Genomic DNA, 25740 nt, shown 5'->3' with positions numbered 1-25740 from the left:
AGCGGCAAATTTACGTAATTACCGTGTGAAATAATCTTGTTTTGGTGGTAAAATCCATTCGCTATGCTTAAATGCGGACCACTTGGTTGCGGCTATATCTGTTTTTGGATTAATAAACGGAATATAACTGCGTCCATTCACGCTTATTCTACAGTCCACAAAAACAGAAACATCTTGTCCTTTTTTAGCAAAATCTTCTTTTAATATTTGCGCAAACTGCCATATAACATCTGCTTTAGCACTGGCTAAACGCTTTTGTTTAGGTGTTAAATAATAGTCTAAATTAATAGTGGTTCTCACTTGTGTTTTTTTATCCACAACATGATAAAGGGTATGGCCACTTTTTGAGCGCAGCATCATGCGCCAAGACATTCTATGGCCTTCCTCCGTCCATAAAACCGATTGTGGAAAAACATGTTGACGTAAAGGCAATAAAATTTGAACTAAAAAGTAGATGCCGAAAACAGTAAGCATCGGTTTTTTATAGGGTGGAATAATTACTTCAGAACCTTCATAAAAAGGTTTTCGTTTTAAAAATATGCGATGTATTGTTTTAGGCTCAAAAAAGAATAAGGCGAAAGCAAGGGATAAGTATGGGAAAATTCCAACTTGAAAAACAAAGGAGTTGAACAGATGGAAAAATATAGAAGCAAAAAACGCGAGTTTTCGTGTTGGTTTATAAAGCAGTAAAGGAATAATTAAACCATCGAATAGAATGCCGCCATAAGCTAGAAAATAGTGCATCCATTCATTTTGTAGGAATTCACCAATTAAAAAATAATGTTCCTTACTTTTCATTAAAATAGCCATAACAGAAGCGTCTAGCCAATCTGGATATAATTTGGCAATGGAACCGTAGGTATAAACAATAAACATCTGTAAAACAAAAATATACCTGCACCAATTTGGCATCGCTATTTCTTTAATTTTCGGATTTAATTTGGCATCTATTGAAACATTTTTATGTGCTGGCAAAATAATCATGATGGCACTTAAAAGAACCAATAAATAGTAATGGTTGTTATACGATGATTTTTGCATTAAATACGTGCCGGTCCATAACAGTGTAAACATAAAAGCACTCACACGATATTTGTATCCTAGCATAATAAAAAGGCCAAAAAGACCCATAATGGTGTAGTAAATATACATGCCATTACCCGGTAACGGCTGCAGCCATTCAAAGCCAATAAAAGAAAATGTAAACTGGGGATCAATTAATGTTCGCTTAATCCAACCAGTGAAAATGGCACCAATAGATTCCAACAAACAAAGAAGACCGAAAATAATCCGAAAAACTATTAAGGCCGAATTATCTACTTGTTTAAAAAGAAAATTAGTGAGTCGCATGATTTTTTATATACTGTAAAGCGGTTTGTTTATCCTTTTCTAATTGTGCCTGTAATTCGGTCACGGAATTAAATTTCTGCTCGTCTCGGATGCGTTCAAGCATATCTATTTTTAATTTAGAACCATATAACGATGCTTCTAAATTAAAGAAATTTATTTCAATGGACTGATTATTTTCTGGATTTACCGTGGGATTTGTGCCTATATTCATCATCCCAAAATAGATGTGATTGTTTATTTTAGATTTAATCACATAAACGCCATCTGCTGGTATTAGTTTATAGTGTTCTTCAATATGCAGATTAGCCGTTGGAAAACCTATTTCTTTACCTAATCCTTTACCGTGAATTACGGTTCCGGTCAACATGTAGTTATAACCTAAATAGCTATTGGCTGTTTTTATGTCTCCATTTAATAGTGCTGTTCTAATTTTTGTAGAACTAACAGAAACATCATTGATGTCTTGTGCTGAAATTTCTTCAACTTCAAATTGATAGTCAATACCAAATTGGCGTAAATCATCAATATTGGCTGTTCTATTCCTTCCAAAATGGTGGTCGTAACCAATAATAACTTTTTTAGCTCGCAGTTGTTTTACTAAAATGTCAAAAACAAAATCTTCCGCCTTTAGTCGGGAAAATGCTTTAGTAAACTTTTTAATAACCAAATAATCCAACCCGTGAGCTTCCATGATGGCTGCTTTTTCATCTATAGTGTTGAGTAATTTGATGGTGGTATCTTTCTGCAGCACCATTCTTGGGTGTGGAAAAAAGGTCATTATAGCTGATTTTAGAGCATTATTTTTAGCAGATGTAACTAGTTTTTCTATTATTTTTTGATGTCCAATATGAACACCATCAAATGTACCAATGGTAACAACAGTTTCATTCTCAAAGTCGCTATGATGCGTTTGTATTATTTTCAATGGAAAAAAGTATTTGTACAAAAATAGAAAAGCGGATTGATATAAATACCAATCCGCTTTTAAGTTTTAAAAGAAACGTTTTTTTATTTCTTAATAAATGGTATTGTAAGTGATGAATTGTCTTTACGTATTTTAATAAAGTACATGCCATTACTTATATCAGATGTATTGATTTGTAAATCTGAAGCGCCTAAAATAGTAGCCGTTTTAACAACTTGACCAAGCATGTTGTATACAGCATAACTATCAGGCAAGTTAGCATCCGTAGTTTTAATATTTAAAACAGATGTTGTTGGGTTTGGATAAACGGACAACGTGGAAGCCATTTCAAATGCATCAACAGATAATAACGCTAATTGTGTACCAAAAACATAAATTCCTTCAAGACCTGATGTAAAGGAAGCTGCTAATTTGGAATCAGATCCAAAAGCAGAAATAGTAATAGCTGCCACTTCATTAGTGAGTTCATTTTTCACAAAAAGTTCACTTCTAGAATTTCCTGTTAGTGCTTCCCAACCCGCAAGTTCGGCTTCACTGAAGTAGAAGTTGATAGTTGAAGCATCAGATGTGCTAACGTTAGTTGTAGTAATATTGAATGTTTTAGCGGTAACAAAAGAATCTGGATCGGTATTAGCGCCATACATAACTGCTGCTGCTCCTGCAGTTGCTACATCTCTAGAAACTGAAACGTCCACGCATGCATAGTTAAAGCCACCTGTATTGTCCACGTCAATCATAACGTTTCCAGTGTTAGTATCTGTAAAATAGGCCATTCCAACCTCATTAATTCCAGCTGTAGTTGCTGTATTAACTAGTGTTTGAGCGCCCGTAGTTGTGTCTGCAGTAACAGAAACATCATCCAACATAAATACAAACTCATCGGCGGAAACTACATGAAACGTGATGTAAATATCTTGACCATCATAAGCTGATAAATCATACGTGTATTCTGTCCATTCTAATGGTGGAATAACGTATGGTGCAGGTGTAATAATGGTGAAACTAGCAGGGTTAGTGTCCGTAGTAGAAATACCTACTTGGAAACGTTCGCCTCCCGCGTAATTATCGGTTAAACTTTGTGCCCAAAATTTGAGTTCACTATTCGTTCCATCTAACGAAATTTGAGGCGTAAAAATGTAATCATCATTTTCAGGTGTACCACTAGAGCTTCCTGTTGAGTTAAAGCAGTAATAGCCTTTTGTTCCGGAATGAGGATTCCATCCGTCACCAAATACAGGTGTGCCTTGGCTAGGGTTAAAAACAATAAATGTTCCTGTATACCCTTCGTTTGGGAAATCGTTATTATCTGCTGCATAGGTTGTATCGCCATCATTGTCTAACATAGTCCAAGCGCCAACAGGTGTAATTTGCCAATCTGTGTACGATTCAAAACCGTCACTAAATAAAACGGTGTTACCTGAACTAGTTGGAGCTGTATCGTCATTAGTAATAGTTATAACGTATGTATTTGTGGTGGCCACTAAATCGCCAGTGGTTGATACATTAACATTTAAAGTAATGGTTTCATCAGTTTCAACCATACCATCTTCATATACGCGTAATGTAATAGTATTGCTTCCCGTTGTATCACCTTGAGGAAATGATACGGAGTTATTAATAAGTTCAAAATCTATATTTTCGGTTGCCGTACCAGAGTGTGATAAAGTTGCTGTTGCCGAAGCATTTCCAGCCTCGCTTGCTGTTAATGTAATTTCAATGTCTTGAAAACCACAGCCATCACCTTCTAAAATTCCAGAAGGTAGGGTAGTACTTATAAGAATAGTAGGTTCTGCACTACCTGTTGTAGAATTTGGTAAATTTGAAATACCATCCGCATTTTCAAGAACAGTTAAAATTCTACTTACTTGATCTGCTGTAAAAATATTCATACACGCGTCATCCGTATAGTCCATATAATTTTCAACCATGTCTCTATTACCATCACAAGTAGTTTGGTTGTTTGTTGGACAACCAAAATTGGAAGTTGAACTTTCTGGAGTATCCGCACAAAAATCGTTTCCACAATTAGAGTCTCCCCATATATGTCTTAATCCAATCCAGTGACCAATTTCGTGTGTTAACGTACGACCAGCATTATAAGGTGCTGCAGTTCCTGGGTTAGTTAAAGAGCCAATACTACCTGGAATGACAACAACGCCATCGGTAAGTGCTGAACCGCCATTTGGATCTAAGCCTGGCAGTGTTGAGTTAGATGGAAATTGTGCGTATCCTAAAACACCACCTCCTAAATTTGCACTCCATATATTAGCGTATAAAGAACGATCCCAAATAGTTGCTGGTTTAATAGTCGCGTTCATGGTATTAGTAGCAATTGTACCAGTATAACCGTAAACTCTATTTATACCAGGTTCTGGTAAAACATTTCCATTAGGATCAACAGCTGCTGGAATAAAGTTTATTTCCGCAGATTCTGCAACAGGATCTGTACTTCCTGAAAGGTTGTTAAAATCTAAATTTAACTGATCTATTTGTGCTTGGATTCTAGCGGCTGAAATATCGTTAGCATCGCCTTGAGAACCGGTTATTACGTGAAAAATAATAGGGATATTAACCACGGCACGTCTGTAAGTTCCATTAGCTTTTTCTAGAGCAATACGTTCTTGACGTTCTTGAATTAAAGGCGCTAACCAGTTTTCAAATTCTTGATCCGATTGAATGTTTGGATTGTTTTGTCTGCGTAAAGCCTCCATTTCTACAGTGGCGCACCTTACAAAACCAGTTTCGTTAAAATGTCTTTGGTTTTCTTCAGTTAATTGAAGCGGTTCGTTAGAGATTGAAGTTGTCAAGGCAGATTTTTGCTGCGCCTGTAAACTAAAAACACTTACAAACAGTAGTAATAAAAAAACTAGTTTAAAGTTGTTTTGTTTCATGATTATAATTTAGAGATTAAATAATTGGAGTAAAAATAGCAAAAAAAACACTAAAGTAAGTGCAATATTTTGGGTTTGTTGGTTAATCAAGTATTAGTATAAAATAAGTGTTGTATTTCTAATTCCTCAAAATAAATGATGAAAATTATTGTTTTCGTAATTATTTAACTAAATTTATTCACAAAATTAACTTAAGTAAGTGTGTTATGAGAAAAACTACAAATTATTATTTTAAGAAGCTTAAACTTTTACTATTAGTCTTCGTTTTAGCATTTGGTCCGGCCGTGATGGCGCAACAAAAAAACAGCTATTGGAGTAAAACAAAGGAAGGCAGTTTTAATAAAGCGGATAAAGTTCATCGAGCGTCACAACCTTCAAAATTTGAAGTATTTAATTTAGATTTGCAAGCATTTAAAAATACAATTGAAAATGCGCCTTTAAGAAGTGAAAACTCCAGACGTTCTAATGTTGTTGTTGAATTTCCTGTTGCCGATGGCACTTTTGAGAAATTTATGGTGTCTGAATCCCCTATTATGGCGCCAGGATTAGCCGAAAGATATCCAATGATTAAAACTTATAAGGCCGTTGGTATTGATGATCCTACAGCCACCATGCGTTTTAGTGTGACTCAATTTGGACTTCATTCCATGATGTTATCTGGTAAAAGAAGCTCTGTTTATATTGATCCATACACGGAAAACAGAAATTCCTATATGGTTTATAGTAGAAATACTTTAGGTGAAGATTTACAGGGTTTTGAATGCCTTGTAGACGAAAATATAGATTTAGGCTCTTTAACCAATGAACGTTCTACAAGTCGTGCCGATACAGACGATAGAAAATTAAGGACCTACAGATTGGCACAATCCTGTAATGGTGAGTATGGACAGATTTTTGCAGGTTCGGGAACTGTTGCACAGCAAAAGGCTAATGTTCAAGCTCAAATGGTATTAACGATAAATCGTGTTAATGAAATTTACGAACGCGATTTAGCTATTACGCTTGTGTTTGTTGCTAATAATGATGCTGTTATTTATTTAAATCCAGCCACAGATCCATGGAACGGCGAATTTAACACAACTACAGCACAAACTTTGGACAATGTCATTGGTGTTAATAATTATGATATAGGTCATAATTTTAATACTTCGGGTGGCGGAAGTGCTGGATGTTTAGGGTGTGTATGCGCTAGTCAGTCCCAAACCAATTTTCATAAAGGAAGGGGTTATACTGGAAGACCAGATCCAACAGGCGATCCTTTTGATATTGATTATGTAGCACACGAAATGGGTCATCAATTTGATGGGTGGCACTCTATGAATACCTGCAGTCGTTCTGGAAATGGCTCTACTGAAGTAGAACCAGCTTCCGGTAGCTCAATTATGGGTTACGCGGGTATTTGTGCAACTAATGTGCAAAACAATAGTGATGCGCACTTTAATTATGTAAATATTCGGGATATTTCAGCAAATATTCAAACTGGAGTTAGTAGTTCTTGTGATGTTGAAACAGATTTAGTTAACCAGCCTCCAGTAGCAAATGCAGGAGCGGATTATAATATCCCTAAAAGCACACCTTATGTTTTGAGAGGTACGGCAACAGATCCAGATGGCGAAGCGTCTCTTACTTATAATTGGAGTCAAAATGATCCAGAGCGTGCACCAGGAAATGGTGCGCCGCAGTCAGCATGGACCGTTGGGCCACTATATCGTTCTATTCTACCAAGCGATTCACCAAATCGGTATATGCCAAAATTAAGTGATGTTGTTGCTGGTAATTTAACGCCAACATGGGAAGTAACACCTTCTGTTGCTAGAAACATGGAGTTTTCTTTTATAGTAAGAGATAATGGTAGTGGTTTTGCAGCAGGCATTGGTCAAACAGACGCAGATTTAATGACTGTGACTGTAGAAAATGTAGATCCTTTTACAGTTGCTGGACCTAATGGTGGAGATGTATGGACAGAAGGAGCCACGCAAACTGTAACGTGGAATGTTGGGCAAACTGATAATGCAACCATAAATTGTCAAACTGTAAATATATTATTGTCAACTGATGGTGGTTTCACATACCCGTACACTTTAGCAGCTGCAACACCTAATGATGGTACTGAAGATATAAACGTTCCAAGTGGAACATTATCTACAACCGCAAGAGTAATGGTTGAGGCGGCTGATAATATTTTTTATGACATTTCTAATTCAAACTTTAATATTAATACCAATGACCCAGATTTCTATTTTGTAAACACAAATGGCGATCAAGCCATTTGTGGTGGAACATCTGTTTCATATGAATTTGATTACTTTGCTATTAATGGATTTACAGACACAACAGGTTTTACCGTTTCTGGAAATCCTGCAGGAAGTAATGTAGTAATAACACCTAACAGTTTGGATGTGTCTGGCTCTTTTATAGTGGATGTTAATAATTTAGGTGGAGCACCAGCTGGCGACTATACAATTACGGTGTCTGGTACTTCAGGGAGTACAGTAAAGAATGTTGATGTTATTTTAACATTGGTAGATGGAGTTTGTGCTTCTATTGCTAATACTTCATATCAAACTAGTACAACCTTGGTTCAATTTAATACTATAGATAATGCTTCAGGAAAACCGTCTGGTTATAGTAATTATACAGCTATTTCCACGGATGTTAATCGGGAGAGTATGTATGATTTAGTAGTAAATATGAATACAGACGGAAACTTTACTTGTATTTCTACAGTGTGGATAGATTGGAATCAAGATTGTGTTTTTGATGGCTCTGAAATGTATGATATGGGGTCTGCTATTGGCACTGCAAATGGACCAGCAGCTAATTCGCCTTTAGCGGTAACAGTTCCGGCTGATGCTGTTTTAGGAACGACTACTATGCGCGTTGTAACTAAATATAGTTCTGCTGCAACACCATGTCAAAACGGTCATGATGGAGAAGTTGAAGATTATTCGGTAAATGTTTTAACGTCTTTATCTGTTGATGAGTTTGCTGTTTCCGAGTTTAGTGTTTATCCAAATCCAAATAACGGAACGTTTAATGTGAAAATGTCCAACGTTACAGATGCTATTACCATTACTGTTTTTGATATTCGCGGACGTCGTGTTTATACCAATGATTATAAAAATATTTCGGAATTTAACGAAGTTATTAATATTGGAAATGTAGAATCTGGTATGTACTTACTGCAAGTTTCTGAAGGTTCTAAAAGGACAACCAAGAAAATAATTGTTGAATAATTTTGCGATTAAATTTATAAAAAAGGGAAGCTCATTTGGCTTCCCTTTTTTTATTTTCCATTAAAACTATTCATCGTATTGCTAATGCCTGCTGTTCCAAAAGATTTAATAAGTTCAGCGGCTTTTTCCAAACGTTCAGGTAGGCGTTTGTTTTCGTCTTCATTCCATTCACCCAACACATAATCAACTTGACGACCTTGGCTAAATTCATCACTAATTCCAAACCGGAAACGGTTGTATTTCGTGGTATTTAATTTGTCTTGAATATCTTTAAGTCCGTTATGGCCACCATCACTTCCTTTGGTTTTTAGGCGAATACTTCCAAAAGGCAAATTCAAATCGTCTGTAATGATAAGCAGGTTTTCTAAAGGAATTTTTTCTTTCGTTAACCAATATAAAACAGATTTGCCACTCAAATTCATATAAGTACTCGGTTTTAATAATATAAACGTGCGTCCTTTAAATTTATAGGTGGTTAAATCTCCTAATCTATCGGTAGTAAAAGTGAGGTCTTCTTTATGCGCTAGAAAGTCTAGTACTTTAAAGCCTATATTATGTCTGGTATTATGGTATTTATCACCAATATTACCTAAACCTACAATTAGAAATTTTTTCATGCTATCTGTTTCGGCTGTTTTAAAAGCTTGGCGTTTATTTAAAAATGTAAATAGGTTCCACATGCTTCAAATTTATAGAAAAAATAAAAAAGCATCCTGAAAAATCAGAATGCTTTTAAATATATTGATACTAAGATTAGATTTATTCTTGACCTTCTGCTTCTGGAGCATCAGTTCCTTCAGTTGCTTCTGCACCTTCTTCAAGTTCTTCTTCGTCATCATCCGTAGCAATAACCATAGCAGCTCTTGCACGTTTAATTTGACAAACAACTGTGTTATCAGTATGTAAAATTTTGTATGCTTCGTTTTCTAAAGCAGTAACATATAATTTAGCACCGATTTTTAAATCTGTAATGTCTATTTCAATAAAATCAGGTAAGTTACTTGGTAATGCTTTCACACGTAATTTACGCGCGTTTTTACGTAAAACACCACCAGCTTTAACTCCTTTAGAATTCCCCACAAAGTGTACAGGAATTTCCATTGAAATCTGCTTGTCTTCAAATAATTGATAGAAATCGATATGTAAAATTCTATCTGTTACAGGATGAAACTGAATATCTTGCAAAACTGCGTTAAATTCATCACCATTATCTAAAGAAATCACAACTGTATGCGCATTAGGCGTATAAACCAGTTTTGAAAATGCAAGTTCTTCAGCATTAAAATGTACTGGTTTGTCACCTCCGTATAATACGCAAGGCACCTGTCCAGCATTACGTAAGGCTTTTGTTGCTTTTTTGCCTACGCTTTCTCTTTTAGATCCGTTAATTGTAATTGACTTCATTGTTTATATATAATTGTTATTAATATTCTAATTTTGGTAGTACTTTAAGGGTACTACATAATAAATTTTGAGCTAATAGATTTGTTGTAATGTACGTTTAGCATCACTTCAGCAAATAAATTAGCACAGCTTAACACCCGTATTTTGTCGCTTTGTTGTTTTAAAGGAATTGAATCGGTTACAATTAGTTCTTCCAACTTCGAATTCTCAATACGCTCATATGCGCTGCCTGATAAGATAGGGTGCGTACAAATTGCACGAACACTTAAAGCGCCACGCTCCATCATTAAATCGGCTGCTTTTGTTAAAGTTCCTGCGGTATCCACCATATCATCTACTAATACAACGTTTTTTCCTGTAACATCACCAATTAATTCCATGTGTGATATAACATTAGCTTTAGCACGTTGCTTATAACAAATAACCACATCGCTTTCTAATGCTTTGGAATATGCATAGGCTCTTTTGGAGCCGCCCATATCTGGAGACGCAATGGTTAAATTATCTAAATTTAAACTTTTTAAATACGGTAGAAAAATAGTAGATGCGAATAAATGATCTACTGGTTTTTCAAAAAATCCTTGAATTTGATCCGCATGCAAATCCATGGTAATAATACGTGTTGCTCCGGCAGCTTCTAGCATTTTTGCCACTAGTTTTGCCGCAATTGGCACACGAGGTTTATCTTTTCTGTCTTGTCTGGCCCAACCAAAGTATGGTAATACAGCGGTAATGTGTCTGGCTGAAGCGCGTTTTGCTGCATCAATCATTAACAACATTTCCATCAGGTTTTCCGGTCCTGGATTGGTAGAGCCAATAATAAAAATACGCGTTCCGCGTATAGATTCTTCGTAAGACGGCTGAAACTCACCATCACTATAGGTAGATGTAATAACGTTACCCATCCGAATACCATAGGCATCAGCGATTTTTTCCGCGAGCGCTCTACTTTGAGTACAGGTAAAAATTTTTGCTTCTGTTTGTACGTTTGGCATGTTTAATTGGTTGTATTATAACTAATTATATTCAGTTCGTCTTAACGAGGTGCAAATTTAGGAATTTATTTCAACTCCAAAAGCATAAAAGGGTGTATTTTTAATGCTTGGAAGCATTTTATTTTATAATTTTGCCACCTACTATAATTTTAAGCATGCTCAAGTGGTGGAATTGGTAGACACGTCGGATTCAAAATCCGATTCTTCGGAGTGCGGGTTCGATTCCCGCCTTGAGTACTAGAAAAGCCGTAACAATCTAATTTATAGATTTTTACGGCTTTTTAATTATGTGGTGTTTTTTGGAAAAGATATATAGATTTTAACATGAATAAGGGTTTCGTAAAAACATGAGTGATAAGTCCATTATCCAAAAGTAAAATGAAAAAAACGAAACAAATCACGATTATACAATACATTACTGTTAGGTATTGTAAACAGTGCTTTTAAAAAAAAGGGATTGTAAATGATAGCTAAAGAATCAGTTTCGTGTTTCAATATGTTTGTTTTCATCTTTTTGTTCTAGCACTTTATACACCAGAAAACCCAATTGTAATCCAACGATAATAATTTTTGCTTTTCTACCTGGTATTAAAATAGAGGCTGCATTTAATAATAAAGATTTCATAAGGTACAGTTTTTAATCGTTAATAATTTTTCATCTTTTCTTTAACCTTACGCAATTGGCGCTCTAAATCTTGAACAGATTCCAATAGAGAGTCTTTAAAATTATCATGACTCGCTTCGGCAAAAAGTCTAGGACCTGGTAAACTTAATCTAATATTGCAGATTTTTCCGGTTTCGTCAGACGTGGTGTTTTCTGTTTTAAAAAATACATCGGCACGAATTACCATATCAAATTTCTGACCTAATTGTTCTAATTTTTCTCGCGCTTCATTTTCTAAAGCCTCACTGCTTGCCACATCGTGGTATTCAAATATTATTTGCATGTATATTGTTTTTAGTATTAATGGATAAATTATGATTACGGATATCTGGGTTAATTATTAAAATTCACCATCCAGTTAATTCCAAATTCATCTGAACATCTACCAAAATAACCCCATTCACGCTCTCTGAAGTTATGGTGTATTTTGCCTCCATTGGATAGCGCGTTGAAAAGATTTTCGGCTTCGGCTTTGGAGTCGCAATCTACACTCATGTGTATTTGGTTGCCGTGATTAAATGGTGTGTCCGGAGCGGCATCATAAGCCATTATGCGAATTCCGCTTCCTTTTAATTCAGCGTGTTGTAATTTTTGCCTGTAAGATGATGGTACATCAATTTTACGATCCTCATACGTTTGGCGGTTTTTAATTTCTGCATTAAATAATTTACCATAAAAGGTTAATGCTTCTTGACAATTGCCGTTAAAGGCTAAATATGCTTGTACATTCATAATTTTCTGTTTTTTCAATAAATTTAAGATGTATACACACTTTTTTTTAGTGCTATTAAATTTATAATTGACGCAATAACAATAAGGTTGATAGTAGGTTATGTTGGTTGAAATTAGAGTAAATACCAACTTAAAAAATAACAAAACTTTACCATCAACTTGTTCGTGTTGTTATGAACTAAACATATATTTGTAGTATTATGGAAATAACGAAAGATAGTAAACAGCTTATTGAAGATATTGGGATACGTATGGAAGAACGCCTTCATATCTCACCTTTAGCGTCTAGAATATATGCCTTATTAACATTATCAGCTTCTGATGGTTTGACTTTTGAAGAAATTCGAGAAACTATTGAAGCTAGTAAAAGTTCTACTTCTGTAAATGTAAATGTGTTAACGCAGTTAGGTTATATTACGTTTTATACCAAGCCTGGTGATAGAAAAAGATACTTTAAAGTTGCTAAATACTACCAATTAGAATCTTTAGAACTCTATAATCAATCGCTTACCCGAGAAATTGAATTGGTAGAGAAAATTAATGAATACAAAAAGGCGCAACATCCTGAAAAATTTGCTTTAGAAGAGTCTGTTGGAATAATTACTCAAGATTATTTAAGAAAAACCCAATCTCTAGTTCAAGAAACCATACAGTCGCTTTCACAGTTTCGTAAGAACGAAAAGGAATTATAACCTATAATTGGTTTATTTACAGGAATTAAACTTTAACAATACTTTAGCCTTATTTAGTTCGTAATGTTACGAACTAAATGTATATTTGATAAAATAGAACATGTATTTATGAAAACCAAAATTACCACATTAGCCATTTTCTTATTAACCCTTGTAGGATGTAATCAAGACAAAAAATCCAATGCACCTGTTCCATCGGAAATTAAAGTAGAAAATAATCAGATGGAACTAGAAAAATCAGAAAATGAGTTGACTACTATTGAAAACACGAAATGGGTTATTACTAAATTAGAAGGTCGGGATATGACCGACAGGGAAAAAAATGGACAAATTATTTATTTCATTTTGGATTCTGAAAATAATAGTATTAGCGGTTTTTCTGGATGTAATAATTTTATAGGTGCTTACAAGTTGGACGACGGAAATCGTATTATTTTTTCGCAAATGGGTTCTACGCGAATGGCGTGTCCAGATGCTAAAATTAATGAAGCGCAAATTTTGAACATTTTTGAAACAGCAGATAATTTTACAATAGCCAACAATATTTTATCATTAAACAAAGGAAAACGAGCACCTTTAGCAGAATTTAAAAAGGTAAAAATGGATGATAATCTAGTTACTGAAAAATATTGGAAACTAAAAACGTTAGGAGGACAAGCGGTTACAATGGCCGATAATCAAGAACGCGAAATATTTTTCACCTTAAAAAATAATAACAACCAAGTAACAGGTTTTGCAGGTTGTAATACAATGAGTGGTGAATTTGTGTTAGAAGAAGGTAATAGAATTCGCTTTGTTAATATGGCAACAACACTAAAAGCATGTCCCGATGTTGATGTTAATGAATCTGAATTTTTAAAAATATTTGAATTAACGGACAACTATACAATTAAAGATGACATTCTATCCTTAAATGTTGGTAGACGAGCACCTTTAGCGGTTTTTGAAGCTGTATATATGGATTAACGTTTACCAAGTTAGCCAATTAGTGCCTTAATAGCGTTTCTTAAAATGTCTCTAAAGGTTTTTCAATAAGCTATTTATTAATTAACTAAAACTTGAAGTTATGAACACAACATTAAAAAGATTAAAAGACATTCGTTCAGAAAATTGTATAACAATTATCATGAATTCGCATCGTACAAGACCCGATGCTTTAAAGGATGAAATTGCGCTTAAAAACCATGTTAAAGAAGTTGAAACACGCTTACTTACTGATTTGTCCAAACGCGATGCTGCAGTGTTAATTGAAAAACTGCACGCGCTAGTAAAGCAAATTGATCATGCTATGAATCTAGATAGTTTGTTGCTTTTTGTAAATAAGGATGTGGCAGAATATACAAGGTTACCTATTAAAGTTACCGATCGTGTCATTATAGATAATACGTTTGCAACCCGAGATTTAGTTAGAGCCATGCATAACGAGTCTCATTATTATGTGCTTGTTTTAAGTCAGGAAAATGTCCGATTAATTGAGGCTTTAAATGATCAGGTTGTTAAAGAGTTTAAGTCGCCATTCCCAATGGTAAATACACAATTTGATAATAAAAACACAATGGAACCTGTTGTTTCATCCCGACAAAGAAATTTAATAGCAGAATTTTTCAATCAAGTTGATAAAGAGGTAAATGCTATTAGAGCAAAAAATCCATTGCCAGTTTTAATCTGTACAGTTGAAGAAAATTACCCAGAATACTTAAAAATAGCTGATAATAAACAGAGCATTTTTGAAACCTTTTTAAATAAAAATAGAATCAATGAGAAGGATCATGCTATAGTAACCGAGGCATGGAAAATAGTGGAAGCACATAACAGTAAAATGAACGCCAAAAGAAAATCTGAATTACTAAAGGCTGTAACTGAAAACAAATTTTTAAGTGACACCAATGAAATTTGGCGTGCCATTAATGATGGAAAAATCCAAACGCTTTTTATTGAGCAAGGCTTATTTCAACCTGCAGTTATAGAAAACGATGACATTCAATATGTATCGGAAGATCAACGCGTAGACAAGGATGTGATTGACGATATTTATGATGAAATGATTGAATTAAACATGAATTTTGGTGGCGATGTGGTCTTTCTTCCTAAAGGTGAATTGAAAAAATTTAATGGCTTTGGTGCCGTAACACGTTATTAAATTTAGATTGTAATTAATCATTTTAAAAATAATTTATATGAAAACTCAAAATAATAGTATTGTAATAACAGGAGGTGCTGGTGGTATTGGTCAAGCTTGTGCACGAACATTTAAAAATCAGCCCATAATACTTACGGATTATTCGCAAGAAAAGGTGGATGAGTCCGTTCAAACACTTAAAAACGAAGGCTTTAATGTTTCAGGTATTGCCTGCGACATTACCAATACAAGTGATATTGAAAAGCTTGTAAACTATGTTTCAGAAAAGGGATCTTTTAAAGCGCTAATTCATACAGCAGGCGTCAGCGGAACGGTTAAGGACTTAAAGAAGGTGTACACAATAGATTTGGTTGCTACAGAACTTTTAATAGATGCGTTTCATAAAATTGCTGGTCAAGGTTCGGTGGCTGTTCTGTTATCATCCATGATGGCTCATGCCGTTCCTCCAAATGAAGCTTATGATGAGGCTTTGAAAAATCCACAAGCCGAGAATTCTTTTGAAACCGTAAATCAATTTGTAAACGGTGATTCAGATATTATGTACAATTTTGCCAAACGGGGTGTGCATTTGTTAAGTCATAAAAATGCAGATAAGTGGGGTGAAAAAGCGGCGCGAATTGTAACGGTTTCCCCAGGCGTTATTGAAACACCTATGGCCATGAAAGCAGCTGAAGAACACCCAGAACGCATGGCAAAGATTAAACAAGCTACACCCTTAAAGCGTAATGGTCAGCCTGAAGATGTTGCTGATGTGGTGAACTTTTTAGTTAGTGATGCGGCGCGATTTATTACGGGAACTGATATTTTGGTAGATGGTGGTGTTATTCAAAACATTAAAAACATGTATTAAATAGAAAAACGTGTCAAGCCAAAAAATACCATGCATAAAATTATCTTAAAATGATATGTAAAGTATCTTTTGGCTTAAGGTTTGCTTGTTAAATATGTAAACAATAAAACGCCCTATGAACAAAACACATGTTTTACTAACTGGAGCTTCAGGAACTGTTGGTTTTGAAGCACTAAAACAACTCCTTGAAAAAGGTATTTATCAGGTAACGGTTTTTGATAAAAAATCCAAAGCAACGATTGAAAAGTTTGCACCTTTTAAAGATCAAATTACTATTATATATGGTGATATTTCAAATCCTTTAAATTTAGAGTCTATCCGTAATATAGATGCTGTTATTCATTTGGCAGCTATTATTCCACCTTTGGCAGATGAGATGCCTGAATTAGCACACAAAGTAAACACAGTAGGCACGCAAAATTTAATTGCTCAATTGGAAAAGGAGTCGCCAAATGCTTTCTTTATGTATAGTTCTAGTATTTCTGTATATGGAGATCGTATTGAGAATCCGTATATACATGTGGGCGATCCGCTCATTCCAAGTGAAGGTGACGCGTATGCAGAAACAAAAATTGCCGCCGAAAAGACCTTGCAAAACAGTCAATTAAATTGGACTATTTTTAGACTGGCAGCTATTATGGGAAATCATAAAATGTCTAAACTCATGTTCCATCAACCTTTAAATACAGCTTTGGAAATTGCTACACCACGTGATACCGCTCGTGCATTTGTAAACGGAATCGAAAAGGAAAAGGCCTTGTCCAAACAGATTTTTAATTTAGGTGGTGGTGAAACCTGCCGCATTAGCTACGAACATTTTTTAGAACGTTCCTTTGCTATCTTTGGATTAGGGGAACTTGATTTTCCAAAACACGCCTTTGCCGATAAAAATTTTCATTGTGGTTATTATGCCGATGGTGATGCTCTTGAAAAAATTGTTAACTTTAGAGAAGATTCATTAGAAGATTATTTTAGTATGGAAGCTGAAAAAGTGTCGTCCTTAAAAAAAACAGCAGCCTGTATTTTTAAAAAACCTATAAAATGGTATTTATTAAAACAATCTGAACCTTATGATGCTTACAAAGCTCAAGATAAAAAACAGATGCAACATTATTTTAATTAAAACCCAAACCTATGAACATGTTATTAGCGTATATCTCAATTATATTTGGGTTTTTGTCCTCGGATGCACCACAACTAACAATCAATATTCAAAATATTGAAAAAATTCAAGGCTATATTATTATTGGTATTTACAACGCAGAAGAAGGGTTTCTGGAAAAAGATTCAGAAATTAAACACTATAAATTAACTGTAAAAGAAAATGTAGAACGCCTTATTATCAATGATTTGCCAAAGGGTGATTATGCTATTTCTATGTATCATGATGAAAACTCGGATGGCATTTGTAATCTAAATTTTATAGGGATTCCAAAAGAGCCGTATGGTTTTTCAAATAATTTTAAACCCAAATTTTCGGCACCCAAATTTGTGGATTGTAAGTTTTCATTAATCGGGGATCAAGTTTTGAATATCAAGCTAGTGGATTAATAATTGAATAAATATATAATCGTCATAGAATTAACTAACTAACTAAAACTATTATTATGGAAGCAACATTTTTAAAATCTATTAAAGAGGCCATTAAACATTGGTACATTCCGGTGCTTGTTGGACTGTTTTTTGTTATCGTAAGCATTATTGTGTTTATGTCGCCAGCAGGTTCATTATTAACCTTGTCCATTTTATTTGCCTTGTCATTTTTATTTGGCGGGTTATCAGAAATTATATTTTCAGTAGTCAATAGGCATCAATTAGAAAATTGGGGTTGGTCTTTAGCGTTTGGAATTATTACTTTTATTGTAGGTACGTCATTACTTATTCACCCTGCATTATCTATAACAGTTCTGGCGTTTTATATTGGATTTATTATTCTATTCCGTTCCGTGGCAGCTATCAGTTTTGCGCTCGATATTAAACAATATGGAAGTAAAAATTGGGGTATTTTATTAGGACTTGGAATTTTAGGAATTATCTTTTCATTCATTTTAATTTGGAATCCCATATTTGCCGGAATGAGTGTTGTTATTCTTGTGGCATTGAGTTTCTTATTTAGTGGATTATTCAGTATTTATCTGGGTTTACAATTACGCCAAATTCATAAATCGTCTAAATCTATTTCAGCAGAACTAAAAGAACGTTATGATGACCTTATGGAGGAAATTCGAGACGAATGGGATGATTAATTTACTCTAAATTTTAAAATAATATTTTTATACGGCACGTTTGGTTTATGAAATATCTTACCAAACGTGTTTGTATTTTATTTAAATCAACAGGCTTCTATATTTTAGCGTTCTAATAACAATCAAGCAGCATTCAATTTAGACTAAAAACAGATTTCCATTTTATGGTTGGAAGTGGATATTTAATTAAATTACAAACAAAAAACATGTTATGATTACGATACAAAGAGCACAATTACAAGACTTGGAATCTATTATTGCCATTGAGCAGCATGTTTTTGATACGGATAGTTATCCAGCTTTTGTAATTCGCCAATTATTTGATATTTCTGGTCACTATTTTCTAGTCGCCAAAGAAGACAACAGCATTTTGGGTTATGTTCTAGGTGGATTAAATACAGAGAATATGCAAGGTTGGGTCTTGTCTTTAGGTGTTCATCAAGATGGGCGCGGTAAAGGGTTGGGAAAACAACTAACGGAGCAATTAGTTGAGGTTTTAAAAACGGCAAATGCGAAAGAAATTGCCTTAACGGTCTATCCAGATAATGAAGCAGCCATAAAAATTTACAAGCATTTAGGCTTTGAAGGTGATGTTGTTTTAGATAACTATTTTTTAGATAATGAAGACCGAATTATTATGACCTTAAAAACCAATCAATGATGAAAAAAATAGGACTTACCATAGTTGCATTATGTGCTTTTTTCAGTTGTAACAAACATGAAAAAACAACGGGTAAAATGGATGCCGAAATTGAAACGTCGCAACTATTTTTCAATGGTGATATTTTAACAATGGATTCTGAACAACCGGAATATGTCGAGGCTGTCGTTGAGAAAAATGGTGAAATTGTTTTCGTTGGTAGGAGAACCGAAGCCGAATCACACTTTCCCGGATCAACAAAAATTGATCTTAACGGCAAAACTTTATTGCCTGGTTTTATAGATCCGCACAGTCATTTCGGGATGGTTTCTAACACTATGGGACAAGTAGGTTTGAATCCAGAACCAGTTGGAGACATCACTAATATTGATGATATTTTAAAAAAATTAAAACAGTATAAAGAAGATAAAAACATTCCCGATGGCCAATGGATTTATGGTTGGGGTTACGACGATGGTCAGTTAGCAGAAAAACGACATCCTACTAAAAACGACATCGATAAAGTCTTACCAAATAATCCAGTGTATTTGCAGCATACAAGCGGCCACATGGGCGTTGCAAATTCGTTAGGACTAGAAAAATTAGAAGTCTCGGCAAAGACTAAAAGCCCGGAAGGTGGTACCATTGCACGATTTCCAAATTCTAATGAACCAACGGGCCTAGTTCAAGAAACAGCCATGTATCCTTTTGTAAGGTTGTTGCTTGAAAATCTAGCCTCTAAGCAAGAAGAGTTTTTTAATACCACTCAAGACTATTATGCCTCAAACGGTATTACTACGGCGCATGATGGTATGACGGACAGAAATACCATTCGTTTCTTTCAGAGTCAAGCAGATGCTGGGAAATTTAAAATCGATTTAATTTCTTTAGCGGGTTATGCGGAATTAGCATCTAATTTAAAAGACTCAACACTGGAGTTTAAAACCTACAAAAACAGATTTAAGGTACAAGGCACAAAAATAGTTGCCGATGGTTCGCCACAAGGAAAAACAGCATTTTTCACCAAGCCTTTTTTAACTGAAGTGCCAGGATGCGCTCACGATTGCAGAGGTTTGCCAAGTTTAACACAAGCCGCCATAAACGATTTATTTGTAATGGCTTATGAGACGGATAACCAATTATTTGTGCATTGTAATGGCGATGCCACTGTTGATATGATTATTGAAGCACATGAAAATGCGTGCAAAACATTAAATCAGCCTTTAGATTACGACCGAAGAACCATTATTATTCACGCACAATTTGCAAGACCAGATCAATTAGAAACCTTTGTGAAATATAAAATGGAGCCCTCATTTTTTACCAATCATGCATATTTTTGGGGAGATATTCACGTCGAGAATTTAGGAAAAGAAAGAGCGGAATTTTTAAGCCCTATGGTAAGTGCAGCGCGTTTAGGTTTAAAACCTACCAATCATTCGGATGCTACCGTAACACCAATCAATCCTATTTTTACAATTTGGACAGCGGTAAATCGCGTGTCAAGATCCGGCGTGGTCATTGGCAAAAATGAAAGAACAACACCGTATCAAGCCCTAAAAGCAATAACGGCCAATGCAGCTTATGAGCTTTTTGATGAGAATTTAAAAGGCACTTTAACTGAAGGAAAATTAGCAGATTTTGTCATTTTGGACAAGAACCCGCTAAAAGTAGAGCCAATAGAAATTAAAGATATTCACGTGTTAGAAACCATTAAGGAAGGTAAAACGATATATACCTATAGTTTTAAAAACTGATTTTTTATTAAACGTTCATACATAAATAAATAGTTAAGGGTTGTGCCGTTACGCCTTAACGAACTTTTCTGCTATGTAGAGTTTTCCTTTTTTAAGTTTATCTAAATAAACATTCATATCGGCATATATTTCGGGTGCTAGAATGTATAATCCAGCAATATTTGGAAACGACATGGCTAAAATCATCATATCAGCAAAACTCAATACGGCACCAAGGCTTACAGAAGCTCCTAAAACCACAAAGCCTAAATACATAAATTTATAGAGTAATTCTCCTTTTTTGCTTCGCCCAAAGAGGTAAGTCCATGAACGCATGCCGTAATAAGACCAAGACACCATGGTTGAGAATGCGAATAAAAATACAGCAATAGCTAAAACCATAGGAAACCAAGATACCACGCTTCCAAAAGCAGCAGACGTCAATTCTACACCTCCCATTCCTCCACCATCTTTATGAATACCTGTAAATATTAGAACCAAAGCAGTCATGGTACAAACCAACATCGTATCAATTAAAGGTTCAACTAAAGAAGCAAAACCATCCGCAATCGGATTATTGGTTTTGGATGCACTGTGGGCTATTGCCGCAGATCCAACACCTGCTTCATTGGAAAATGCAGCACGTTGTAATCCAACAATTAGTACGCCTATAAAACCACCTTTTAGGGCATCGGCAGAAAAAGCACCATCATAAATTGCCATAAAAGCTCCGCCTATATTATCGATGTTGTTGCCTATTACCACCAAGCAACCAATAATATATAGCATGGCCATAAATGGTACAACTTTTCCTGTGAATTTAGCAATACTCTTTATTCCGCCAATAATTACAATACCAACAAGCACAGCAAAACCAATACCAAATAAAAAACCTTGACCTTGAAGAATGGGTACCTGCTCGGACATTATTTTAAATGCTTGATTAGATTGGAGCATATTTCCACCACCAAAAGAAGCACCAACACCCAAAAACGCAAAAAGTCCTGCTAGAAATTTACCTAGTTTTTTAAACTTACGCTTTTCAAGACCATAGCGTAAATAGTTCATCGGTCCTCCAAAAATTCTACCTTCCGAATCAATAAAACGGTATTTTACACCCATACTACATTCTGCAAATTTTAAGGACATTCCAAAAAAACCAGCCATAAACATCCAAAATGTTGCGCCAGCTCCACCCAAAGAAATAGCAACTGCTACGCCAGCAATATTGCCTAGTCCCACGGTTGCAGATACGGCAGTTGCCATAGCTTGAAAATGTGTAATACTTCCCGGCGCATTAGGATCGTCATATTTACCGCTAGCCAATCCTAAAGAATGGCGAAAACCTCGAATATTGATGAATTTTAAGCGTATGGTGAAAAAAACACTTCCCATCATAAGCCAAATAACAATAAACGGAATGGTGTTTTCAACTACATCACCATTGGGGTGTAACAAAGGTTGTGGATTTTTAAATTGAATTGTTCCTATTAAAGGCTCATCAGTAGAAGTTGGTTTGCTACTTATGGAAATGTGTGCGTTTTTATTGACGAGATGTTTAAGGTTTCCGCCAAAATTGGCACGTACAACTGTTTCGTTGCCATTAATTTCAAGGATTGCAATTTCCTGATTCTGTTGCACCGTAGCTCCATCAGGAACTAACCATTCTTTTAAAAAATAGTCTTGATTGGTGTTTTTTATATGTGGGAGTCCAATATCGTCTTTTGAAATATAAACCACGGGATCGTATATTCCGAAGGAAGCGAAGGGATCCCAAAATAATATGGCACCAAGAAAATCTACCGCAGGTTGTACATTACTATTAAAAATTTCAGTAATAGATTCAGCAGGTATTTTGAAAGATTTTGAAGTCGACATACCGTTAGCATCTGTAACCATTACCGAGTGCGTCATGCCTTCAATTAAACCAATTGCGCTATTGGAATTTAAAGATGTATTTTGATTACTCCACTTGTATTGGTAAGGCGGTTTGCCACCTTTAACGATTAGTTGAGCCGTTCCGTTGTTTATTTCTGAAGATGGATTGTTTAATTCAACACTAATTATTATTTCATTAAGGTCATTTTGAGCATTTAGACTCGAAATAAGAAAAAATGAAGTAAAAAGAAGGAGTAGTGATTTAAACATTGATCTTTATAGTTTTATCTGGAAAAATACAATTTAGGGATAACACGAAGCTCTCCCAAACTATTTCCTTAATTTTTTTGTGACTATTGATATATAGTTAAATAATTTATCATCATAAATTACTTGTAAATCTTATTGTATTAATGCGCCTAAATTGGTGTATTTAGCTGTTAAAATATGCTTAATATTAACGAGTTAAATTAATTTTAGCAGCTGTAATCGTTATCTTTGGAATTATCATAAATTAGAATATTATGAAAAATTTAAAAGATAAAGTAATTATTGTAACAGGAGGTGCAGCAGGAATTGGTGGCGCTATGACAACCGAATTAACAGAAAGAGGCGCGTGCGTAGTTGCTGTAGATTTAAATGAAGACGCCGGCATGCAAAAAGTAGCCTCAAATCCGGAACAAATTGCGTTTTTAAAAGGTGATATTTCGAAGGAAACGGTTGCAATGGAAGCCGTTGCATTAGCGCTTTCTAAATTTGGTAAACTAACAAGTTTGGTAAATAATGCACATGCATCTCGCCAAAAACCAATATTGGATTTAACAGAAGATGATTGGAATTTATCGATGAACACAGGTTTAAAAGGAACCTTAAACTTCATGAAGGCGGCTTATCCCGAGCTCAAAAAAACCGGAGGGTCTATTGTTAATTTTGGTTCTGGAGCAGGCTTATTAGGCCAGAAAAATCAAGGAAGTTATGCGGCAGCTAAAGAAGCTATTCGTGGATTATCTCGTGTAGCAGCTAATGAATGGGCGGAAGATGGTATTCGTGTAAATATTGTTTGTCCGTTAGCATTTACGGATGGTGTAAAACATTGGAAAGAAAATTTTCCAGAGCAATATGAAGAAATCATCAGTAAAAACCCTATGGGCCGTTTTGGAGATCCACAAAAAGATGTGGCACCCATTGTCGCCTTTTTATTAAGTGAAGATAGTCAGTATATGACAGGGCAAACACTAATGGCAGATGGGGGAGATATCAAATTAAGATAATAGAAACAAAACAATGATGAATACATCAGACTTATTCAACTTAAAAGGGAAAACAGCTATTATAACTGGTGGTGCAAATGGCATAGGAAAAGCTACTGCTAAATTACTGGCAAAACATGGTGCTAATATTTCGATTGGCGATTTTAATTTAGAAGAAGCGAAGAATACAGCAAAAGAAATTGAAGCATTAGGTGTAAGGGCTATTGCTGTAGAATGTAACGTGTTAAAAGATGCAGATTTGGTAAATTTGGTAGACACAACCGTAAAAGAATTAGGTGGAATCCACATTTTAATTAATAACGCTGGAGGAGGTGGCGGTGGACGCGAAAATCCTTTTAAAATTTCGGTAGATGAAATTAAACGCGATTATGAATTGAACGTGTTTAGTGGCTGGCGATTATGTCAATTGGCTGTGCCACATATGAAAAAAGAAGGTTATGGTTCTATTGTTTTTACAACATCTATGTCTAGTATCAACAAAAGTCCTAATATGAGTGGCTATGGCGGTTCAAAAGCAGCTGTAAATCATACCGTTGCCAATTTAGCACACGATTTTGGTCCAGAAGTACGCATTAATGCTGTTGGTCCTGGAGCTACAAGAACAGCTGCTTTAGAAAGTGTTTTAACACCTGAAATTGAACAAACCATGTTAAAGCACACACCAATTAAGCGTTTAGGAACTGCCGAGGACATTGCGGGAGCTATGTTATATTTCGCTTCACCTATATCAGAATGGGTGAGTGGACAAACCATTTTTGTAAATGGAGGTGGCGAACAAACATTAGAGTAGAATTAAAATAACACCAATTAAAACATGCAATAAAATGTTTAATTTGGTATGCTAGAGGTTTTAAAAAAGCAGTTGTTTTTAATGGCTGCTTTAATTTTTTAATATGGGAAAATTTTTCAATAATCGTTGGGTTTTATTATTAGTCATCACATTAACTTGGGGAAGTTCATTTATGCTTATAAAGAAATCACTTGTGGCATTTACACCTTATGAGATTGGAGCTATTAGAATTGTTGGTTCTGGTATATTATTAGCAATTATTGGGATCCCTGCAATTAAAAAGATGACTAAAAAAACATTGCTTTGGGTGGCTATAGTTGGTTTTTTTGGTAATTTCTTACCTATGTTTCTGTTTCCAATAGCGCAAACCCAAGTAAGCAGCTCATTGGCGGGAATATTGGACTCTTTAGTGCCTGTTTTTGTTCTAATATTTGGATTTTTACTGTTCGGAATAAAAAGTAAAATGTCACAAGTAATTGGCGCCGTTATTGGTTTTTTAGGGGCCGCAAGTTTAATATATTTTTCAGATGCAAATACAGAAGGTTCGCAATTTGGATATACAATGCTCATTGTTTTAGCAGGCGCTTCTTATGGCATAAACGCCGTTGTAATTACAGAGCGGACTTCAGAAGTAAAAGCAGTAGAGTTAACAGCTGCTGTTTATACTATCTGGGCTATTCCGGCTATGGTTATATTGTATTTTACAGGGTTTATTCAAAATTTTGAAATGAAACCAGAATATGTAGAACCACTAGGTTATTTAGGGTTTCTAACCATTTTTGGAACAGCAATTGCCATGTTACTGTATTATAAATTAATTCAAAACACATCTGCAGTTTTCGCAAGTACAGCAAGTTATTTGTTGCCTGTTGTTGCCGTGATTTGGGGAATTATTGATGGCGAAAAATTCACCATTTGGTACGTCTTTGGCGGTATTTTGATTTTAATTGGTATTTATCTCATACGTGAGAAGAAAGTAAATCCTAAACTAGTGCCAAGAACGTAGGTTTATTGTTCTTCATTTTATGAAATGGAACCTACGGATTCAGACGATGTGTTATTCAATAATTAACTTTAAGGGATATTAAGGAAACGCATTAATTTACCTGATTAAATGGTGTAAATATTAGATATCCTCACTTAAAATCCTTATATTATTTGCTTCGGAAAAATAACACCAATAGCAGTCCTAAATTAGAAATTACGTTTCTAATTATTGCGTGTTTATTGCTTCCCCCGCTGCAAAAACGCAGCATTTTAATAAATTTTAAATAATAACTATTTGCGCTCAATCTAATTT

At 34.9% G+C, this 25740-nt stretch carries 23 protein-coding genes and 1 tRNA gene; 14 read left to right on the top strand and 10 right to left on the bottom strand.

Annotated features, from left to right (window positions below):
* Positions 1–18 precede the first annotated feature (18 nt).
* From ACN0QX_RS02390 to ACN0QX_RS02380, 3 genes are all read right to left on the bottom strand, one after another.
* Positions 19–1350, bottom strand: coding sequence for an HTTM domain-containing protein (locus ACN0QX_RS02390; protein WP_417195340.1), 1332 nt, complete (start codon positions 1348–1350; stop codon positions 19–21).
* Positions 1337–2275, bottom strand: a complete 939-nt coding sequence (locus ACN0QX_RS02385; RefSeq protein WP_417195338.1) for a bifunctional riboflavin kinase/FAD synthetase — start codon at positions 2273–2275, stop codon at positions 1337–1339. The genes ACN0QX_RS02390 and ACN0QX_RS02385 overlap by 14 nt, the downstream gene beginning before the upstream one ends.
* Positions 2276–2358: 83 nt before the next feature.
* Positions 2359–5166 carry a choice-of-anchor J domain-containing protein gene (locus tag ACN0QX_RS02380; RefSeq protein WP_417195336.1) on the bottom strand — a complete coding sequence of 936 codons (2808 nt, stop codon included), beginning with the start codon at positions 5164–5166 and terminating at the stop codon, positions 2359–2361.
* 206 nt (positions 5167–5372) lie between these two features.
* Between ACN0QX_RS02380 and ACN0QX_RS02375 the strand changes: the two genes are divergently transcribed.
* A complete protein-coding gene (locus ACN0QX_RS02375) occupies positions 5373–8402 on the top strand; it encodes a reprolysin-like metallopeptidase (RefSeq protein WP_417195334.1) in 3030 nt (1009 codons plus the stop codon).
* A 50-nt stretch (positions 8403–8452) separates the two neighbouring features.
* Here ACN0QX_RS02375 and pth read toward each other — a convergent pair whose 3' ends face one another.
* From pth to ACN0QX_RS02360, 3 genes are all read right to left on the bottom strand, one after another.
* Positions 8453–9019: an aminoacyl-tRNA hydrolase gene (pth, locus tag ACN0QX_RS02370; RefSeq protein ID WP_417195423.1), complete on the bottom strand. Its 567-nt coding sequence runs from the start codon at positions 9017–9019 to the stop codon at positions 8453–8455.
* A 142-nt stretch (positions 9020–9161) separates the two neighbouring features.
* A complete protein-coding gene (locus ACN0QX_RS02365; RefSeq protein WP_376858627.1) occupies positions 9162–9806 on the bottom strand; it encodes a 50S ribosomal protein L25/general stress protein Ctc in 645 nt (214 codons plus the stop codon).
* A 53-nt stretch (positions 9807–9859) separates the two neighbouring features.
* Positions 9860–10801 (bottom strand): ribose-phosphate pyrophosphokinase, encoded by a 942-nt coding sequence (locus ACN0QX_RS02360; RefSeq protein WP_248397376.1) that lies wholly within the window; start codon positions 10799–10801, stop codon positions 9860–9862.
* Positions 10802–10958: 157 nt separating this feature from the next.
* Between ACN0QX_RS02360 and ACN0QX_RS02355 the strand changes: the two genes are divergently transcribed.
* A tRNA-Leu gene (locus ACN0QX_RS02355) sits at positions 10959–11038 on the top strand.
* A 241-nt stretch (positions 11039–11279) separates the two neighbouring features.
* Here ACN0QX_RS02355 and ACN0QX_RS02350 read toward each other — a convergent pair.
* The 3 genes from ACN0QX_RS02350 to ACN0QX_RS02340 are packed head-to-tail and all read right to left on the bottom strand — an operon-like array spanning position 11280 to position 12197.
* Positions 11280–11426 carry a hypothetical protein gene (locus ACN0QX_RS02350; RefSeq protein WP_248397403.1) on the bottom strand — a complete coding sequence of 49 codons (147 nt, stop codon included), beginning with the start codon at positions 11424–11426 and terminating at the stop codon, positions 11280–11282.
* 19 nt (positions 11427–11445) lie between these two features.
* Positions 11446–11748 carry a ribosome hibernation-promoting factor, HPF/YfiA family gene (gene hpf, locus ACN0QX_RS02345; RefSeq protein WP_376858632.1) on the bottom strand — a complete coding sequence of 101 codons (303 nt, stop codon included), beginning with the start codon at positions 11746–11748 and terminating at the stop codon, positions 11446–11448.
* 50 nt (positions 11749–11798) lie between these two features.
* On the bottom strand, positions 11799–12197 hold the full coding sequence (locus tag ACN0QX_RS02340; RefSeq protein WP_417195331.1) for a VOC family protein: 399 nt from the start codon (positions 12195–12197) through the stop codon (positions 11799–11801).
* 200 nt (positions 12198–12397) lie between these two features.
* Between ACN0QX_RS02340 and ACN0QX_RS02335 the strand changes: the two genes are divergently transcribed.
* The 9 genes from ACN0QX_RS02335 (at position 12398) to ACN0QX_RS02295 (ending at position 20522) form a co-directional block, all read left to right on the top strand.
* Positions 12398–12889: a GbsR/MarR family transcriptional regulator gene (locus ACN0QX_RS02335; RefSeq protein WP_417195329.1), complete on the top strand. Its 492-nt coding sequence runs from the start codon at positions 12398–12400 to the stop codon at positions 12887–12889.
* A 108-nt stretch (positions 12890–12997) separates the two neighbouring features.
* The gene (locus ACN0QX_RS02330) at positions 12998–13855 is read left to right on the top strand and encodes an META domain-containing protein (protein ID WP_417195327.1); all 858 of its coding nucleotides are present in this window, start codon (positions 12998–13000) and stop codon (positions 13853–13855) included.
* Between the two features lie 100 nt (positions 13856–13955).
* On the top strand, positions 13956–15029 hold the full coding sequence (locus ACN0QX_RS02325; RefSeq protein WP_417195325.1) for a hypothetical protein: 1074 nt from the start codon (positions 13956–13958) through the stop codon (positions 15027–15029).
* 37 nt (positions 15030–15066) lie between these two features.
* Positions 15067–15879, top strand: a complete 813-nt coding sequence (locus ACN0QX_RS02320) for an SDR family oxidoreductase (protein WP_417195323.1) — start codon at positions 15067–15069, stop codon at positions 15877–15879.
* A gap of 115 nt (positions 15880–15994) precedes the next feature.
* Positions 15995–17002, top strand: coding sequence for an NAD-dependent epimerase/dehydratase family protein (locus ACN0QX_RS02315; protein WP_248397415.1), 1008 nt, complete (start codon positions 15995–15997; stop codon positions 17000–17002).
* Between the two features lie 11 nt (positions 17003–17013).
* Entirely contained in the window at positions 17014–17430 is a 417-nt protein-coding gene (locus ACN0QX_RS02310; protein WP_376858646.1) for a DUF2141 domain-containing protein, read from the top strand.
* Between the two features lie 56 nt (positions 17431–17486).
* Complete coding sequence (locus ACN0QX_RS02305; RefSeq protein WP_376858648.1) at positions 17487–18125, top strand: HdeD family acid-resistance protein; 639 nt, start codon at positions 17487–17489, stop codon at positions 18123–18125.
* Positions 18126–18336: 211 nt separating this feature from the next.
* Complete coding sequence (locus ACN0QX_RS02300; protein ID WP_417195321.1) at positions 18337–18786, top strand: GNAT family N-acetyltransferase; 450 nt, start codon at positions 18337–18339, stop codon at positions 18784–18786.
* Entirely contained in the window at positions 18783–20522 is a 1740-nt protein-coding gene (locus tag ACN0QX_RS02295) for an amidohydrolase (protein ID WP_417195319.1), read from the top strand. The genes ACN0QX_RS02300 and ACN0QX_RS02295 overlap by 4 nt, the downstream gene beginning before the upstream one ends.
* A gap of 48 nt (positions 20523–20570) precedes the next feature.
* On the opposite strand, the gene ACN0QX_RS02290 is transcribed toward ACN0QX_RS02295, so the two are convergent.
* Positions 20571–22649 carry an amino acid carrier protein gene (locus ACN0QX_RS02290; RefSeq protein ID WP_417195317.1) on the bottom strand — a complete coding sequence of 693 codons (2079 nt, stop codon included), beginning with the start codon at positions 22647–22649 and terminating at the stop codon, positions 20571–20573.
* Between the two features lie 254 nt (positions 22650–22903).
* Here ACN0QX_RS02290 and ACN0QX_RS02285 point away from each other — a divergent pair, with 254 nt between their 5' ends.
* The 3 genes from ACN0QX_RS02285 (at position 22904) to ACN0QX_RS02275 (ending at position 25446) form a co-directional block, all read left to right on the top strand.
* Positions 22904–23650, top strand: a complete 747-nt coding sequence (locus ACN0QX_RS02285; protein WP_417195316.1) for an SDR family NAD(P)-dependent oxidoreductase — start codon at positions 22904–22906, stop codon at positions 23648–23650.
* A 13-nt stretch (positions 23651–23663) separates the two neighbouring features.
* Positions 23664–24440, top strand: a complete 777-nt coding sequence (locus ACN0QX_RS02280) for a glucose 1-dehydrogenase (protein ID WP_417195314.1) — start codon at positions 23664–23666, stop codon at positions 24438–24440.
* A 103-nt stretch (positions 24441–24543) separates the two neighbouring features.
* Complete coding sequence (locus tag ACN0QX_RS02275) at positions 24544–25446, top strand: DMT family transporter (protein WP_376858658.1); 903 nt, start codon at positions 24544–24546, stop codon at positions 25444–25446.
* Positions 25447–25740 lie beyond the last annotated feature (294 nt).

The sequence above is a fragment of the Bizionia sp. genome (assembly GCF_048259285.1).
Classification (GTDB): Bacteria; Bacteroidota; Bacteroidia; order Flavobacteriales; family Flavobacteriaceae; genus Algorimicrobium; species Algorimicrobium hallyeonense.
Note: the sequence above shows the minus strand (reverse complement) of the source record. Positions and strands in the feature narration are given on the sequence as shown.